Origin of the sequence: Syntrophomonas palmitatica JCM 14374 (assembly GCF_001311885.1) — a bacterium.
In the GTDB taxonomy this organism is placed as follows: domain Bacteria; phylum Bacillota; class Syntrophomonadia; order Syntrophomonadales; family Syntrophomonadaceae; genus Syntrophomonas_A; species Syntrophomonas_A palmitatica.
In genome coordinates, this window is the sequence record NZ_BBCE01000019.1 from 19,613 (window position 1) to 35,448 (window position 15,836).

A 15,836-nucleotide genomic window follows, 5' to 3' on the forward strand; every position below is an offset into this window, starting at 1 on the left:
ATAAGGATTGAATAATCCTTATTTATTGGCAGATCATATTATTCTGCTATAAACAATTTAATACAGCGGTTTTCCTTTATACCAGGTGATTACCTGATGAACAATCTCTTCATCAAATTGAGTACCGCAATAATTTATTAATTTCAACAGGGCTCGTCCTATAGAATAGATATCGTCCCTGAAAGGGCGCGGACTCATCATAGCGTCAAGCGCATCAGCAATAGCCACTATTCTCGCATCAAATGGTATTTGTTCTCCCTGCAGCGCAAAAGGATACCCGCTCCCATCCATATGTTCATGATGATAAAGTACAACTGGAATTGTTGTTTCCAGAGAAGAATCATTAAGGGAATTAATTAAATCAGTCCCTATTTGCGGATGTTGTTTGACTAAACCCCACTCCTCATCGGTAAGACCTTCCTTTTTTCTAAACACTTCAATCGGCAGTTTTATTTTACCCAGGTCATGAATAAGTGCAGCATTGTATATCAGCAGGATGCGTTTTCTGCTTAGACCGATTATTTGCCCAATCATTACGCTATTTTGAGCTACTTTTTGACAATGATAATATGTATCCACATCATAATTGTATATAAGATTTTGTATACACTTCATTTGTTCAGAAACTGGACCAGTTATATTCAATGATTTCTTTCTCTTTGTCACAACTAAACCACCCCTACATACAGAATTATATCATAAATCCCGATTTGTGTGTTTCATTCATTACCATTAGCACTGTTTGCAGGAATATTAATTATATTTTGGTATATTGTCAAAGAACTCTGTACATTTTATTATATAAATTATTCTTATATATATAATTACGTTTTTTATTTACACTTTGATTGTATATTCGTATAATAATTAAGAATTAATGGGCAAGTTGGTGTGTTTTCATGAATTATGTCGGCATTGATATAGGATCAACTGCCGCAAAAACAATTGTTTATGACGGAGAAAAGATAATTGCGTCCTTCGTTATGCCTACCGGTTGGAACAGCAAGGAAACTGCAGCACGTATTAAAGGTCACTTGGAATATCTGGGGTTTAATGTTACGTCCCCAGATATTAAAACAATCGCAACCGGTTATGGGCGCATTTCGGTTGAATATGCCGATATGGTTTTAACTGAAATTACCTGTCATGGCAAAGGCGGTTATCATTTATTTTCCCAGGATAGCTTGATCATTGACGTGGGAGGCCAGGATACTAAAGTCATTACTATAAAAAACGGGATGGTTTCCAACTTTTTGATGAATGATAAATGTTCTGCCGGTACTGGCAAGTTCATTGAGATAATGGCCAATCGTTTGGCAGTAGATATTGACGAGCTTTTTTCCTTGGCTGAATGCGGTACACCCATACCGATCAGTTCAATGTGTACAGTCTTTGCTGAGTCAGAAATAATTAGTCATATTGGCGCTGGAACATTAAAAACTGATTTGGCCGCTGGTATTGTACAATCTGTGGTATCGCGGGTAGCTTTGCTGGTGGAAAGGCATGATATAAAGAACATCTGTGTTTTAACCGGAGGATTGAGTCATAACCAATACTTCAGGAAGCAGCTTGGAGCAAAACTGGGGCGAGAGATTCACACTCATGATCTGGGGAAATATGCCGGCGCGTTGGGGGCAGCACTGATTGCGGCAGATAAATTCAAATATTAAAGTGAGGCAGAATAATGTTAAATCTACCCGAGAATTTCAAAAGCTATTCGCAAGCCCGACAGGAAGGTTTCATACGCTTAAAAGAATTAAAGGAATCAGGCAAAAAGGTGATAGGGGTATTTTGCTCTTATACTCCTACTGAGTTGATTCTGGCAGCTGGTGCAATTCCAGTAAGTTTGTGCGGAGCCATCGAGGAACCTATACCCTTTGCAGAAAAAACCCTGCCCAAGAACCTGTGTCCACTCATTAAATCGAGTTATGGTTTTGCCGCCTCCGACACCTGCCCCTATTTCTATTTCTCGGATTTGGTGGTCGGAGAAACAACATGCGATGGTAAAAAGAAGATGTTTGAGTGGATGAATGAACTAAAGCCCACCCATGTTATGCAACTGCCGCCGGGAAGGACCAGCAGTTTGTCGCTGACTACCTGGCACAGAGAAATGCAGCGGCTAAAAGAAGTCCTGTCTCTGGCACTGCAGGTTGAAATAACCGATGATGAACTACGCCAGGCTATCCATCTCAAGAACCGGGAGAGGAAGGCTATTCTTGATTTTTTTGAAATCGGCAGACTAAAGCCTACTCCGCTTTCTGGATATGAAATCAATACCCTGATCGACAACAACAGTTTTCTGTTTGATACCGAAGAAAAGATCGCGATATTAGAAAAACGGACGGCTGAGTTGCGAGAGGACTTCGAGAAAAACTTTAAAGGAAAACACTCTCCTCCACGGATATTAATTACCGGCTGTCCTACGGGCGGCGTTCGGGAAAAGATCATCCGCCGGATTGAAGAACTGGGAGCCGACATTGTGGGCTTTGAAAACTGTTCGGGGCCGCGGGAACAAAAAGATCTGGTGGACGAAAACAAAGACCCCTTACTGGCTCTAGCCGAAAAATACCTGCGGGTAAATTGTTCGGTAATGAGTCCCAATCCCCAGCGCATCGAGGCTATGGATGAAATGATCGAAGATTACCAGGTGGACGGCGTAATCGAGGTGATCCTTCAGGCCTGCCACACCTTTGCCATTGAATCAAGTCGGGTAAGGAAATTTGTAACCGAGCAAAAGCATCTACCCTATCTTTGCCTGGAAACCGATTATTCCCAGGGCGATACCGGTCAAATAGACACCAGGGTCAGCGCTTTTTTGGAGATGCTTACTTAGTTGAAAGCAGATTTAATGAAGATATTCTTCTGGTGGATTTACCCTCATTATTTTTCAGGTATTACCCTTTATACCTTGATAGGAGGCATATCTACCCATGAAAAAACATGAGATATTAGATGGTTTAGCCAGGGCAGTAGTAAACATGGATACTGATTCAGTCATTAACCTGGCGCAAAAATCATTAGAAATGATGATTCCAGCGGAAGAAGCCATAGAAAATGGACTGTCTCGGGGAATGGAGATAGTGGGAGATCTATTTGCCGCCGCCGAATATTTTGTCCCCGAGGTTGTTGTTTGTGCTGATACCATGTACGCCGGTTTAAATATTCTCAAACCTGCTGTGATCAGGCAGATCAAACCCAAGGGAAAAATTGTAATAGGTGTGGTTGAAGGAGATACTCATGATATAGCAAGAATATTGTTGCCATGATGCTAGAAGCAGGCGGGTTTGAGGTTATTGATCTGGGCCGGAATGTTCCTCTGCATAATTTCTCCCGATGCGCCCTGGAAGTAGATGCAGACATCATAGCCTTATCATCACTAATGACCACTACAATGGAAGGAATGAAGCAGGTAGTAGATGATGTTTCTGCTATATCTTCTGATCGGCGCCCCTATGTTTTGGTCGGAGGCGCTCCAATCACTCCAGCATTTGCCCGCCGCATTGGAGCTGATGCCTATGCTCCCAATGCTAACGCGGCCGTTAAGGCAGCTAGAGAACTACTGGGTTTGAAAGACAAAAAAGAATGATCAGTATTATTTCAAATATTCATCAAATTATATTTTTCAAGCAGTAATTAAGCGCCTGGTCTGTAAATCAAAGGAGGTGAGTTTGGGTCAAATATAAAACTCAGTATACCAACTGGTGGTATGGTCTATAAACCGTTCGAATCGACTAACTAATAAAGGAGATTGATTAATGAAAAGCAAGAAAATACTCGCATTTATACTCTTATTAATATTTAGTATGACAATTGTGGCCGGATGCGGCAACGCAAAAAAAGAATCATCACAAAATGAAGTTGTTACTGTGAAATTCTCCTATCCTCCGTTTGGGTATGATTCTAAGAAGGAAGATGCTTTTTGGAAAAAGTATATTGCCGAGTTTGAAAAACAAAATCCTAATATCAAAATCGAACAGACAGTTGAAAGCTGGGACAATGATGGGGTCTTCCTTAAATGGCAGGCAGCTTTTCAGTCCAAAGATACCCCCGATATCGGTTATGCCAGTCCTTCAAATGTTATTGGTTATGCCTTAAAAGGCAGATTATTACCAGTAACCGATGTGGTAAATGAATTGGGCGGAGACAGCGCATTTTCCAGCGCGATGAAATATTTTAAAACCGGTGGAGAATGGTATGCAGTACCGAATTGTGACGCAGCCGTAGTTTTAGCTTACCGCAAAGATCTGCTTAAAGCAGCCGGCTTCGAAAACCCTCCCAAGACTTGGGACGAATTGGTTGAGGTTGCTAAAGCTACTACAAAAAACGGTGTTTATGGTTTGGGCATGTTTACTGGTGACAATATATTGACTGACCAGATTATATCTGCATTGATGGTAGCATCAGGCGGTAAAATGCTGGATGACAAAGGAAACGTTGCTCTAAATTCTCCAGAGAACTTAAGGGCATTAAAATATATGACTGATCTCGTTAAGGTTCATAAGGTAGTCCCCCCCAGCGCCAACGACTGGAAGTATGGAGATGATGTAAACGTAATCGGTTCAGGGAAAGTGGCTATGGACTTCATGTGGGCTGGATACGGCACCTTGTTAGAAACCATGTTTCCCAAGGATTACAAAAATATAGGCTTTACAACGATACCGGTCGGTCCTTCCGGTCATTCCGGAAGTTGGTCAGGAGCAGGCGGATTCTTCATGTTTAAGGATGCTAAGCATCCGGCAGAAGCCAAGAAGTTTATCAAATTTATGAGTCGTCCCGAGATCAGCAAAGAATGGTGCATTATTTCCGGCAATGTATCTCCTTTCATCACCATTGCCCAGGACCCTGATCTTACCAAATATGAATGGTATCGGGCGACTGCCCAACAATCGCCGACTACCGTAAATCTGGGTTGGGATTACGGGATAGTATATGGAATGGATATCTTGCGTACCGCTCATTATCCGGCCAAAGCAGTGGTAGAAATACTTGAAAACAAGAAAACTCCAGAGCAGGCTTTAGCAGACCTGGACACTCGCGTTAAGGATGTGCTGGCTAAAGCCAAGGCGCAAAACACCAAGTAAACTCTTTTAATGGTAAAGAAATATCAAATGTAATCCCTGTTGTTTGGGGCTGGAGGTCTTCTGGCCCCAAATAATACGGTTGTTAGCTAATAAACGTTAATCTACTTTGGGGTAGCAGATTATGGACGGAACTGGGATAAAAAGAATGCGACTTGATAAACCGGTGTTTTATATTGCACCAGCCATATTAAGTATCCTGTTGGTTATGGTATATCCGTTGGGAGAAGGCATATATATCGGTCTTACCGATCGGCTGTTTACCTATGACCATTACTCTTTTATCGGATTGCAAAATTATTTTGATCTGTGCCATGATGAATTGTTCGGTCTGTCTTTGTTCAATTCGCTCAAGTTAACGGCTATCAGTGTGGTGGGCAGCCTGCTGCTGGGCCTGCTGCTCGCTTTATTACTAAATAATGATGCGAAGTATATCAAGGTTTTCAGGGGGTTGCTGTTCATACCCTGGGTCATGCCTTCCATGGTAACGGCCCTGATATTTCGCTGGGTCTATAATGATTTTTACGGTTATGCCAACTTTGTCCTGGTTAAATACCACATCATACAAGCCCCGGTCAATCTCCTGGCTGATCAGTCCCTGGCCTGGGTAGGCATCAGCATGCCGATGATCTGGCATCACTACCCCTTCGTAATGGTCTTCTTCCTGGCTACCCTGCAAACCATTGATAAAACTCTGTATGAAGCTGCTCAGATCGATGGAGCCAACCGCTGGCAAGCTTTTTGGACCGTGACCTTCCCCGCTATGAAGCCTGCCATCATTATTGTGACCATATTGGAGATCATATGGAATTTCTGTTCCTTTGATTTGGTTTACCTGCTGACCCATGGAGGCCCTTTCAACTCAACACTTACTCTTAGTGTGTATATATACCAAAAGGCCTTTGAGTACAAGGTTTTGGGTATGGCTTCCGCCATGTCAACTATTATGTTCATTTTGTTATTCAGTTTTACTATGCTGTATTTTTGGACCATAAGAAGGAACCAGGTTTATGAAAATTAGAAGCAATCTGCTTTTCAATACTATTAAATTACTCATTCTTGGTTTGATTGCTTTTGTATTATCATTTCCCATTATCATTGCTTTCTTTACCGCTCTGAAGCCGCCGGGGGAAATATTCACGGCTGAACCCTCTATACTCCCCCATATCTATACTCTGCAGAATTATATTGACCTGTTCAGTATTAGAGAATTTCCCAACTATTTGCTAAACAGCCTGCTGGTTGCCAGTACGACTGCGCTGATAACCCTTATTATTGCCTCACTGGCGGCTTGTGCTATCGTATGGATGAAGTTCCCGGCCAAACAAATGATAGTACGCTCAATATTGTTCACCTATATGTTTCCAGAGATTTTGTTGGTGATTCCCTTGTTTCTATTGTGCTACCACCTGAACCTGGTTGATACCAAGGCCGGACTGGTATTAACCTACCTGTCGTTTTCCCTGCCTTTCAGTATATGGATGCTAAAATCATTCTTTGAATCCCTTTCGATTGAATTGATTGAGGCAGCCTTGCTGGATGGATGCAGTTATGCCAAATTGCTGCGGAAGGTGGTTCTACCAGTATCACTACCCGGAGTTACGGCGGTTATGATCTTTTCATTCATATTGGCCTGGAGTGAATATCTCTTTGCCAACACCTTGATTGTAAGCGATACCAACCGAACCATTGCAATCGGTTTGCAAACCCTGCTCGGCTATTACCGAACTGATTACGGTTTGCTAACCGCAGCCAGCATGGTAATGGTCTTGCCAGTCTTAGCTTTTTTCATCGCGGTGCAAAAGTATTTTATCAAGGGTTTAACGGTGGGCGCAGTTAAGGAGTAATCGGTTGGCTTAATCGAAACATGCCGGGGGTGATTTGCTATCAGACCACAGAGCAAAACAGATAAAATGACTCCAAAAGAAAGAATGACTGCATTTTTAAGCGGCCAGGAGATCGATAGGCTGCCTTGCTGTCCTTCCCTGGGTGAAACCTGTGCGCCCTTGTTCGGGATGAAAACCAGCACATACTACCGTTCGGCTGAGTGCATGGCTGAAATTGAAATTGAGGTTTTTAATAGATTTAGACCGGACGGAGCAGGTATCGGCATGGGCCTGCGGGCTATGCCTGAAGCGATGGGGGCGAAAGTCGGCTATCCTGACTATGGCATTGCCTATATTCAAGAACCTTTGCTCAAAGACTATGATGACATTAAACACCTAAGACGAATAGACCCCTGGCGGGACCCGTGTTTGTCGATGATTCTGCGAGCCAATCAAATGGTGCAGGATGCCATCGGCAATCAGGTTGCCGTATCTTCAGGGATAGTCGGCCCATTTACACTGGCAGCCGCTATCCGCGGGTTTGAAAATCTGCTCAGAGATATATATAAAAATCCCCAGGCCGTGCACGACATACTCGCCGTAGTAACCGAGAATAATCTGCGCTACATTGATTCTGCCTGTTCACTTGGACTAGGTACCGGAATCGGCGACCCGGTAGCTTCCGGGTCCATGATCAGTCCAGAGCATTTTCGGGAGTTTGCCAAACCTTACCTGAAAATATGTATTGACCGGATACGCAAATGGACCGGCAGCGGGGGCCGACTGCATATATGCGGCAAAACCAAAAATCTGTGGAATGATATGGTCGATTGCGGAGCCAGCATTCTGAGTATTGACAATATTGAAGACCTGGAAGAAGCCAAACAAGCGGTCGGTGACAGAGTCTGCCTGATGGGAAACGTTGACCCGGTCAAGACCATAAAAGAAGGAACAGTGGCTGATGTTCACCGGGAGGTGCGGGAGTGCATACGGAAAGCCCAAAATAACCCACGCGGATTTATCATCAGTTCCGGATGCCAGATTCCTATCGGTACCCCGGGGGCCAATATTCAAGCCATGATGGACGCTGCCTGAATCTACGGCGGCAGCGGGGAGGAAGCACTTAATGAGGTTATATGAATATGTCTCAGGTTTTGATCGTCGCTTGGCTTTTCCCTGGATGTCCAGCATCGGCCTGCGCTTGACCGGCTATAAGCTGGAGGAGGTATATCTATCTCCCCCCAAACATTTGGAGCTGGCTATAGCATGGACCATGAATTCCCGGCGGATTTTGTTTATCCGTTGGACTTTGGGGCTATCTTCATAGAAGTCCTGGGGTTGCCGCAGATGAAATCAGACTTCGGCTTCCCTAGCACCTTGGATAATCCAGTCAAGAACGTGGATGATTTGGCCAGGTTGCCGCGGGTTGACTGGGATAATAATAGATATATTTCTAATTATCTCGAGGGTATTGGCATGATCGCCAAGCATTTTCACAAGCCGCTGGCCATGTCCATGCGGGGGGCATTCACCCTGGCGGTTGAACTGGTGGGCATTACTGATTTTGCCCGCGCAATTATTCGCAACCCGCTGTTCATTGAGGAGGTATTACGTTACACCAATCAACTGGTAGGGAAATATGCCCGGGCCCTGGCTAATGCCGGAGTGCGCTTGCTTTGCATCAGCGAACCGACAGCGGTTATTTTGTCACCGGCCCATTTTGAAACCATGGTGGGAGATTCTTTGCGGGCGATCTACCAGGGCTTGCCGGAAGATGTGTGGCGAGTTCTTCATATCTGCGGGGATACGAATTACCTGCTGCCGCAGATGATAAGCTGCGGGGTTGATGGATTGAGCCTGGATCAGATCATGGATTTTCCCCAGGTTGCTGCCCAGGTGCCGCCCGATGTGGTGCTAATCGGCAATCTGGACCCGATCAGTGTTTTGAGGGAATTATCTGCCGCCGAGGTCAGAGAACGTACTCTTGAGTTGCTGAAGTCCATGCAGGGCTATCCTAATTACCTGTTTTCATTTGGTTGTGATTGTTCTCCCGACACCCCGCTAGAGAACTTGAAAGCAGCCTTGTTGGCGGTAATAAGGTAAGAGGCGAGACCTTATAGCGAGTATCTGTCCGCTGGCGAGCTAATCTAAGCAGTGGTGAACAGCGTTGTACCTGTAGGGTAATTAACTCTGCGGAGAACAGATGGCTATAGGTTGCTATAAATCAGTGTTAATCCATGAAAAAATCTTAAGAATCTGGTGATGTATATGGAAAAGGCCAAGGTTGTTATGGAGCACATATATAAAAAATATGACCGAAAACAAGAAGCGGTCTGTGATTTTTGCCTGCAGGTCTATGAAAATGAATTTTTGGTTTTGGTTGGTCCATCGGGATGCGGCAAAACTACTATATTGCGTATGATTGCTGGACTGGAGGAAATCACTTCCGGAAGCCTATATATAGATGGAAGATTATCTAACGACATACCTCCCCAGGAACGAGACATCGCCATGGTTTTTCAGAATTATGCCCTGTATCCGCATATGACGGTTTATGATAACATGGCTTTTGCTCTGAAAATGCGGAAAATTCCTATGGTTCAAATTGATCAGCGGGTAAAGGAAGCGGCCGCCTTCTTAAATCTCGGAGATTATTTGCACCGCCTCCCGCGTATGCTGTCGGGAGGAGAACGGCAGCGCGTAGCCCTAGGTCGGGCTATGGTTAGAGAACCGCGGGTCTTTCTTATGGATGAACCGCTTTCCAATCTGGATGCTAAACTTCGGAGCCAGGTACGAACGGAGATCTTAAAGCTACACCAGCGGCTTAACAGCACCTTTATCTACGTCACTCATGACCAAACTGAAGCTATGACCATGGGAAGCCGTATTGTAGTAATGAACGAGGGACGCATCCAACAAATTGATACCCCCCAGGGAATATTTGAACATCCGGCTAATATCTTTGTAGCCGGATTCATTGGCAATCCCACCATGAATTTTTTTCAGCTGCTCTGAAAAGGAACGGGCATCGTTGCTATATTGTCTTCTCCGGGCAGGATTGTGAGTTAGAAACTGAATTATGCCAGTCTCTCAAGTATCAACCAGCGGCAGAGCAAACGGTAATAGTCGGCATAAGACCCGAAGATATAATCATCTCTGCTGATGGAAATAACGCTTTCCCTTGTACAATTGAATTAGTGGAACCTATCGGTTCCGAGATGTACATTCATCTCAAGGCTGGAGAGTTAAGCTTAGTCGCGACTGTTAAATCCGACTATAGTGTCAGACCAGGACAAACATTAATGATTAGGTTGAATGCTGCTAAATTGCATCTATTTGATCCAAAAAGCCAGTACAACCTGATTCGTCCTGAATAAAAGAGTAGAAAGAGGCTATAACTTTGATAAATGCTAAGACTCGTTTGGTGCATGCCCTGCAGGGAAGCGAAGTAGACCGCCCCCCCTTTGTCTGTCCGGGCGGGATGATGAATATGGTTACTGCTGAGGTTTTGCATAAGCTTGACCTTTCCTGGCCGCAGGTCTATGGAGACCCCAAATTGCTTGCCGAATTAGCGCTGAAGGCACGTGAACTCAGCGGTATTGAAAACCTAGGGGTTCCCTTTTGTATGACAGTAGAGGCTGAAGGGCTGGGGGCCGGGATAGACTGGGGCTCGCAGTATACCGAACCCAGAGTTGTCAAATACCCCTTGGCCCAGGTGAAGGATTGGCACGAATTAAGGGATTTTGACCTAAACCAAGGCCGAATAGCGATCATGTTGCAGGCAATCCGTCAACTGGCGCAATTGGACAATGAAATGCCCATAATTGTGAGCTTGACTGGTCCGCTTAGTCTGGCCACTTCCCTAATTGAACCGATGAGCTTTTTCCGCGGAATGCGAGGCAATAAAGACGAAATTCATGCCTTTTTGGCGTTTCTCAGCTCCAACCTGATAAGACTGGCATTGGCGCTGGCGCAAGCCGGGGCCGATGTTTTAACCATCGCCGACCCAAGTTCCAGCGGAGAGATTCTGGGGCCAGCTATTTTTGAAGAATTTGCGCTGCCCTATATCAACCAGATAATCGCGGAGTCGGATGATGTTTACAGGACTTCACTGATCCATATCTGCGGCCATCTAGACAGCATTTTCCCTCAGTTACGCCGACTAGATTCGCCGGCAATCAGCATTGACTCGGCAACCAACGTAACGGCTATTAAGGCCGCCGTACCAAATAAAGTTGTGGTTGGCAATGTAAGTACTCATCTTTTGCAGACGGCCAGCCCGGAAAAGGTAGAAGCAGCCGCCCGTCGCTGTATGATTCAGGGGGTCGGTGTATTGGCTCCAGCCTGTGGCCTTAGTATGAGCACTCCCCTGTTAAATCTGCAGGCCATGTCAATTGCAGCCAGGAAATTCAACCTAACAAGTTAAGCAGGAGTCGTTTGTGGATGAGCTGTAATATCTATAATAATATATTTACTGTTAACCAAGATAATTGGACGCGAGTTTTTGATTTGCCGGGACTGGCAGAGTTATTAGCTGACAGTCCTTGCGGCGGTGCAGGTACCTGCGGCAAATGCCGCGTAATGGTTCTCAATGGCGATGTTTCATCCCTTTCCCCCGAAGAACAGCTTTGGCTTAGCCCGTCAGAGATGGAAGAAGGCATAAGGCTGGCCTGTTTCTGTCAGGTAAAAGGTGAAATCAGGCTAGGCCTGCCGGAAAAGACGGCAACGCAGATTCTATCAAACACTGGCAATATAAAAAGGATTTTTGTTAAGGGTTTCACGCACAAACTATTTGGAATGGCCGTGGACCTGGGCACAACATCTGTCGTAGGAAGCCTGTTCAATATGAATACAGGCGAGGAGATAAACACCAGTTCTAGGCTTAATCCGCAATGTAGTTATGGCCTGGATATAATGTCTCGTATTGATTATGCTTCGCGTGATGGCGGTATCCAGAAACTTAATCGTCTTATTCTCGATTGCTTGGACGAGCTGGTGATAGACAACTGTAGTGCTGCCGGGATCAAGGCCGATGATATTCAAGAAATAGTGATAGCCGGCAATACGGTTATGCTGCATTTGCTGGCCGGAATAAATCCTGCGGCCATGGGACGCTTCCCCTATACACCTGTTTTCACCTCTGCCATGCAGATATCCGCCGCCGGACTGGGTATGAAAGCACCTTGCAAAGCTGACGTATATCTTATGCCCTCCGCTTCGGCCTTTATTGGTTCGGATATTGTAGGAGGCATACTGGCCACTGGATTGCATCAAGAGCAAGAAAATTGTTTTTTACTTGATTTAGGAACAAATGGAGAGATGGTCTTGTTCAGTAAAAACCAGCTTTATGCCTGTTCGGTCGCAGTTGGGCCAGCCCTGGAGGGAATGAACATTGAGTGTGGCATGCGATCTGAAGCTGGTGCCATAGACAAAGTGTGGACCGAAGGTGAATCATTGTGTTTTCATACCATAGGCGAAAAACCCGCCCGAGGATTGTGCGGCAGCGGTCTGATCGAAGCAGCAGGAGTTATGTGGAATAAGGGGTTGCTGGCTGCCAATGGGAAAATATTAACTAATCCCCGCAGTTATTCTTCTTCCATCTGGGCAGAATTCATAACGGAAAAAGAAAAAAATATTAGGTTCTGTTTAATTCCATGTCGAGGACCGAAAAATGCTATATTCATCAGCCAACATGATATCCGTCAGCTGCAACTGGCCAAAGCAGCCATCTGTGCCGGAATCAAATTATTAATGGATGCAGCTAAGATAGAAGCCCAGGATGTATATAGGGTCAACCTGGCAGGAGCTCTCGGAAACTATGTTAACTACGATTTAATGATTGAGCTGGGGTTTTTCCCTTCCGAATGGCGCGGTAAAATCCGCCCAGCAGGCAACTCGGCCCTCCTGGGCGCAACTATGGTATTAATGTCAACTACAGCCCTGAAACAGGCAGATGAAATATCAAAAAGACTTATCTGCTTGGATCTTGCCTCTACTTTGGAGTTTCAAGATATATTCGTCCGGGGGATGGCGTTGGGCTCAACCGGCTAAAACCTTTATACTTTGGGAAATTTATTGATCGGTATTCCGTTGAAAATATCATTTAAAATGTTGAAGGCTTTACATTAATGTTTTTACAGCGTTCACAGCCGCAGCATTCACTGATTCTTTCTTTAAAAACTTTGCGTATGGTTTGTACAGGTTCACTGGGTTCCATATGCATGGTATTATGAAGAATAATATGACATGGTGATATGGTTATTAATATGCTGACCAATACGTCATCCAGATTTATCTCTTCCACGAGCATATCTTCCAGATAATAATTCATGAAATGCTCGTCTATTTTAGTGCCTTCTCCATCCCAGAGGTAAAAGGTTCCTTTTTCACCAATCATCAAGTTGACTTCTTGCATACGCGGAACTTGACTATCTACAAAATAACGGAGCAGGTTAATAAAATCATTATATTCCTTTTGATTTTTAAGTTCTTCACAGGCTACTTCTACAGAAAACTTCAGTTCATTAAGGTATTCTCTCAAGCAAAAATTAATAAACCCTTCGACTACAATCTGTCTGTTTTCGCCCATATAATCGAATATACGCCTGGTAATCCGGTTCTTGCGTCCGTAATTCATAAGAAGATTCAGGCTCTCGTTATCGTGACATCGAGACATAAAGGATACTGACTTCTCAAAGATTATATCTTTTTCTTCATTAGAGTAGCGGCGGCAATTGCGTTGTATCTCTTTCCATAAGAGTTCATTTTCCCAGTTATTCATAATATGTTCCGCCAGACTCTCAGATAATTGGTGTTTAAAAATATATATTATGTCTTCGTCACGAAACACCAGGTTATTAATGTTTCCCCGCAGACGCAAATCAATTATGCATGTCCTCTGGTCCTCATTTATAAATTGGGAAATATTTATTTCATAACCCCTTTGTTTAATCCACTGCAAGCGTTGTTCTAAATCACTGATTAATGGCTGGCCTTTATTATTGCCTATGGTGTGTATTTTAAATTCGTAATCCATGGCTGGCCTCCCCAAAAAATTTACTTTATTATATGTATGGCTGTTGACCATTATTCAGTGCCTAAAAAGCTATATAAGGATACTGAGCATGTCAAAAAAGCAATTAATCATATTTAGCATGGATCAGCAGATTGTATTTGTATTTGTTGTAAATATACCCATTTTAAAGGTATAATATAATTACGTTAATGATTCATTATTTAAGATATAATTTGGTTTTTAAGGTTAGGAGGCTGCTATATGGCGGATATCAAATTTGAAATTACAAATCATCTGGGGGTGCTTTCGCAGGGTTCAAAAGGATGGCAAAAAGAGGTTAATATGGTGAGTTGGAATGAACGGCCGCCCAAATTCGATATTCGTGACTGGGGTCCGGGAAATGAGCGGATGGGTAAGGGAGTTACATTAAGCAAAGAAGAACTGCAGGCTTTGAAGCAGCTTCTGCAGGAAATAAACCTGGATGGACTATGATTAACCTTATCAGCCTCATGTCCTTGGGGCTGCTTCTATCTTGAGAATGTCACCCGTTCTTGTTTTGCTGCGTTTGAGTTTGCCGGCGGGAAGTTCCAGCACATATTGGGCTTTTTTCACCCGGGGACTTATTCTTTGCGGAACCATGTTATCCAGTAAATATAAGACCTTATATTCCTGATCTAAAAAAGCTACATCGATAGCAAATTTCATTCCGAAACTATGTACCATATCACAGGGGCATATAATCAGTGCTTCACCTTCTAAAAATTCACTTCGCCCTAACAGACCTTTAAGACGGCTGATAAACCGATCGGCCTTCTGTGCATTTTGAGCAATTAATTCATGGTTATTTATGTTCCATATTCGCAAGTATTCCATCCTTTAAATATCTCCTCAATTTTATTCAAATTAAAATTAAAATTTTGAAAACAATTTGCAGCTAAAATTGAGACACAATATGGTAACCAGTTAACTGCGAAAGTTGATTTTAAATAACATGTTTTAATCAGTGTTAATCTATGGCTGTTTTTATAACGAATCTATTATCTGAATCATAGCTGGACCCAGCAAAACAATCAGTATAGTTGGGAAAATAAAGAGCACAAGCGGAAGCAGGATTTTAACTGGTGCTTTTTGAGCCTGTTCTTCTACGCGCATCCGGCGGTTGTTGCGCACCTGGTTTGATTGTATACGCAAAACATTGCTCATACTGACCCCCATTTGATCAGCTTGAATGACTGAACCCAAAAAAGACCTGATGTCATCCACATTTACTCGTTCGGCCATACTACGCAAAGCTTCCCGGCGAATCGTCCCTAGATTTATTTCTTTCAGGGTCTTTTCAAATTCAAGCGTAAGCGGACCTTCTGATTTTTCGACTACTTTTTGCAAGGCCCCGTCAAAACTCAGTCCTGCCTCCACGCTTACGCTCAAAAGATCCAGTATGTCAGGCAAGCTCTTTAACATGCTTTCTTTGCGTTTTCCTTCCTGCATTTTTAAATATATATCTGGTCCTGCATAGCCAATAAAGACTAAGACAACAAAACAGGTAACATTATGACTGATTAATCCCATTACAGCAAATACAGCAACAGATAAGTATTTTAACAATACAAAACTGGATGCGTCCATACCATGGGGGTAGCCTGCCGCCATAAGCTTATTCTCATAAACTTGATTTTTCTGACGGGGTAACCGCTGAGAAATGTTTCTAAATACGGGTTTAACGAAACTCTGTATTCGTTGCATCAAAGGCAATTGCAGTTCCGGCGGTAATTGATTGCTTCTCTCGTCACGTTCAAGAGAATCCAAACGGTCCAAAACAGTAAGCCTGTCACGTTTAACCATATGTATTATTCCCATTGTTAAAGATGCTATTGTTAAGAAAAATCCTGTAACCAAAAGGGTTTCCATTTTACCACC

19 protein-coding genes are annotated in these 15,836 nt (G+C 43.7%); 15 read left to right on the forward strand and 4 right to left on the reverse strand.

Features of this window, described 5'->3' with window-relative positions; all coding sequences use genetic code 11:
• Positions 1 to 57: 57 nt before the first annotated feature.
• Entirely contained in the window at positions 58 to 666 is a 609-nt protein-coding gene (locus JCM14374_RS10710; protein WP_054697099.1) for an HD-GYP domain-containing protein, read from the reverse strand.
• A gap of 233 nt (positions 667 to 899) precedes the next feature.
• On the opposite strand from JCM14374_RS10710, the gene JCM14374_RS10715 reads away from it, so the two are divergent.
• The 14 genes from JCM14374_RS10715 to JCM14374_RS10770 all read left to right on the forward strand — a co-directional run bounded on the left by JCM14374_RS10715 (position 900) and on the right by JCM14374_RS10770 (position 12,955).
• A complete protein-coding gene (locus tag JCM14374_RS10715; RefSeq protein WP_054697102.1) occupies positions 900 to 1,670 on the forward strand; it encodes an acyl-CoA dehydratase activase in 771 nt (256 codons plus the stop codon).
• A gap of 14 nt (positions 1,671 to 1,684) precedes the next feature.
• Complete coding sequence (locus JCM14374_RS10720; RefSeq protein ID WP_054697105.1) at positions 1,685 to 2,833, forward strand: double-cubane-cluster-containing anaerobic reductase; 1,149 nt, start codon at positions 1,685 to 1,687, stop codon at positions 2,831 to 2,833.
• Positions 2,834 to 2,930: 97 nt separating this feature from the next.
• Complete coding sequence (locus JCM14374_RS14890) at positions 2,931 to 3,266, forward strand: B12-binding domain-containing protein (RefSeq protein WP_242848969.1); 336 nt, start codon at positions 2,931 to 2,933, stop codon at positions 3,264 to 3,266.
• Entirely contained in the window at positions 3,263 to 3,586 is a 324-nt protein-coding gene (locus JCM14374_RS14895) for a cobalamin B12-binding domain-containing protein (RefSeq protein ID WP_242848970.1), read from the forward strand. Before JCM14374_RS14890 ends, JCM14374_RS14895 begins: the two co-directional genes overlap by 4 nt.
• 169 nt (positions 3,587 to 3,755) lie before the next feature.
• A complete protein-coding gene (locus JCM14374_RS10730; protein ID WP_054697107.1) occupies positions 3,756 to 5,081 on the forward strand; it encodes an ABC transporter substrate-binding protein in 1,326 nt (441 codons plus the stop codon).
• A 145-nt stretch (positions 5,082 to 5,226) separates the two neighbouring features.
• The gene (locus tag JCM14374_RS10735) at positions 5,227 to 6,099 is read left to right on the forward strand and encodes a carbohydrate ABC transporter permease (protein WP_172674211.1); all 873 of its coding nucleotides are present in this window, start codon (positions 5,227 to 5,229) and stop codon (positions 6,097 to 6,099) included.
• Positions 6,089 to 6,925 (forward strand): carbohydrate ABC transporter permease, encoded by an 837-nt coding sequence (locus JCM14374_RS10740; protein ID WP_054697112.1) that lies wholly within the window; start codon positions 6,089 to 6,091, stop codon positions 6,923 to 6,925. Before JCM14374_RS10735 ends, JCM14374_RS10740 begins: the two co-directional genes overlap by 11 nt.
• Before the next feature lie 66 nt (positions 6,926 to 6,991).
• On the forward strand, positions 6,992 to 7,999 hold the full coding sequence (locus tag JCM14374_RS10745; protein ID WP_054697115.1) for a uroporphyrinogen decarboxylase family protein: 1,008 nt from the start codon (positions 6,992 to 6,994) through the stop codon (positions 7,997 to 7,999).
• A gap of 31 nt (positions 8,000 to 8,030) precedes the next feature.
• Positions 8,031 to 8,231 (forward strand): hypothetical protein, encoded by a 201-nt coding sequence (locus tag JCM14374_RS13630; protein ID WP_054697118.1) that lies wholly within the window; start codon positions 8,031 to 8,033, stop codon positions 8,229 to 8,231.
• Positions 8,171 to 9,007, forward strand: a complete 837-nt coding sequence (locus JCM14374_RS10755; protein WP_083454047.1) for a uroporphyrinogen decarboxylase family protein — start codon at positions 8,171 to 8,173, stop codon at positions 9,005 to 9,007. Before JCM14374_RS13630 ends, JCM14374_RS10755 begins: the two co-directional genes overlap by 61 nt.
• Before the next feature lie 165 nt (positions 9,008 to 9,172).
• Positions 9,173 to 9,919 (forward strand): ABC transporter ATP-binding protein, encoded by a 747-nt coding sequence (locus tag JCM14374_RS14900; protein ID WP_083454048.1) that lies wholly within the window; start codon positions 9,173 to 9,175, stop codon positions 9,917 to 9,919.
• A 23-nt stretch (positions 9,920 to 9,942) separates the two neighbouring features.
• Entirely contained in the window at positions 9,943 to 10,281 is a 339-nt protein-coding gene (locus JCM14374_RS15980) for a TOBE domain-containing protein (protein ID WP_500797397.1), read from the forward strand.
• Positions 10,282 to 10,304: 23 nt separating this feature from the next.
• A complete protein-coding gene (locus JCM14374_RS10765) occupies positions 10,305 to 11,330 on the forward strand; it encodes an MtaA/CmuA family methyltransferase (protein ID WP_054697124.1) in 1,026 nt (341 codons plus the stop codon).
• Positions 11,331 to 11,413: 83 nt separating this feature from the next.
• The gene (locus tag JCM14374_RS10770) at positions 11,414 to 12,955 is read left to right on the forward strand and encodes an ASKHA domain-containing protein (protein WP_207641625.1); all 1,542 of its coding nucleotides are present in this window, start codon (positions 11,414 to 11,416) and stop codon (positions 12,953 to 12,955) included.
• A gap of 52 nt (positions 12,956 to 13,007) precedes the next feature.
• Here the strand turns inward: JCM14374_RS10770 and ytxC are convergent, their stop codons facing one another.
• A complete protein-coding gene (gene ytxC, locus JCM14374_RS10775) occupies positions 13,008 to 13,940 on the reverse strand; it encodes a putative sporulation protein YtxC (protein ID WP_054697130.1) in 933 nt (310 codons plus the stop codon).
• 240 nt (positions 13,941 to 14,180) lie between these two features.
• Here ytxC and JCM14374_RS10780 point away from each other — a divergent pair, with 240 nt between their 5' ends.
• Positions 14,181 to 14,411: a YdbC family protein gene (locus JCM14374_RS10780; protein WP_054697132.1), complete on the forward strand. Its 231-nt coding sequence runs from the start codon at positions 14,181 to 14,183 to the stop codon at positions 14,409 to 14,411.
• 15 nt (positions 14,412 to 14,426) lie between these two features.
• Here JCM14374_RS10780 and JCM14374_RS10785 read toward each other — a convergent pair whose 3' ends face one another.
• Positions 14,427 to 14,792: a DUF192 domain-containing protein gene (locus tag JCM14374_RS10785; protein ID WP_242848971.1), complete on the reverse strand. Its 366-nt coding sequence runs from the start codon at positions 14,790 to 14,792 to the stop codon at positions 14,427 to 14,429.
• Between the two features lie 150 nt (positions 14,793 to 14,942).
• Positions 14,943 to 15,827, reverse strand: coding sequence for a type II secretion system F family protein (locus JCM14374_RS10790; protein ID WP_054697135.1), 885 nt, complete (start codon positions 15,825 to 15,827; stop codon positions 14,943 to 14,945).
• Positions 15,828 to 15,836 lie beyond the last annotated feature (9 nt).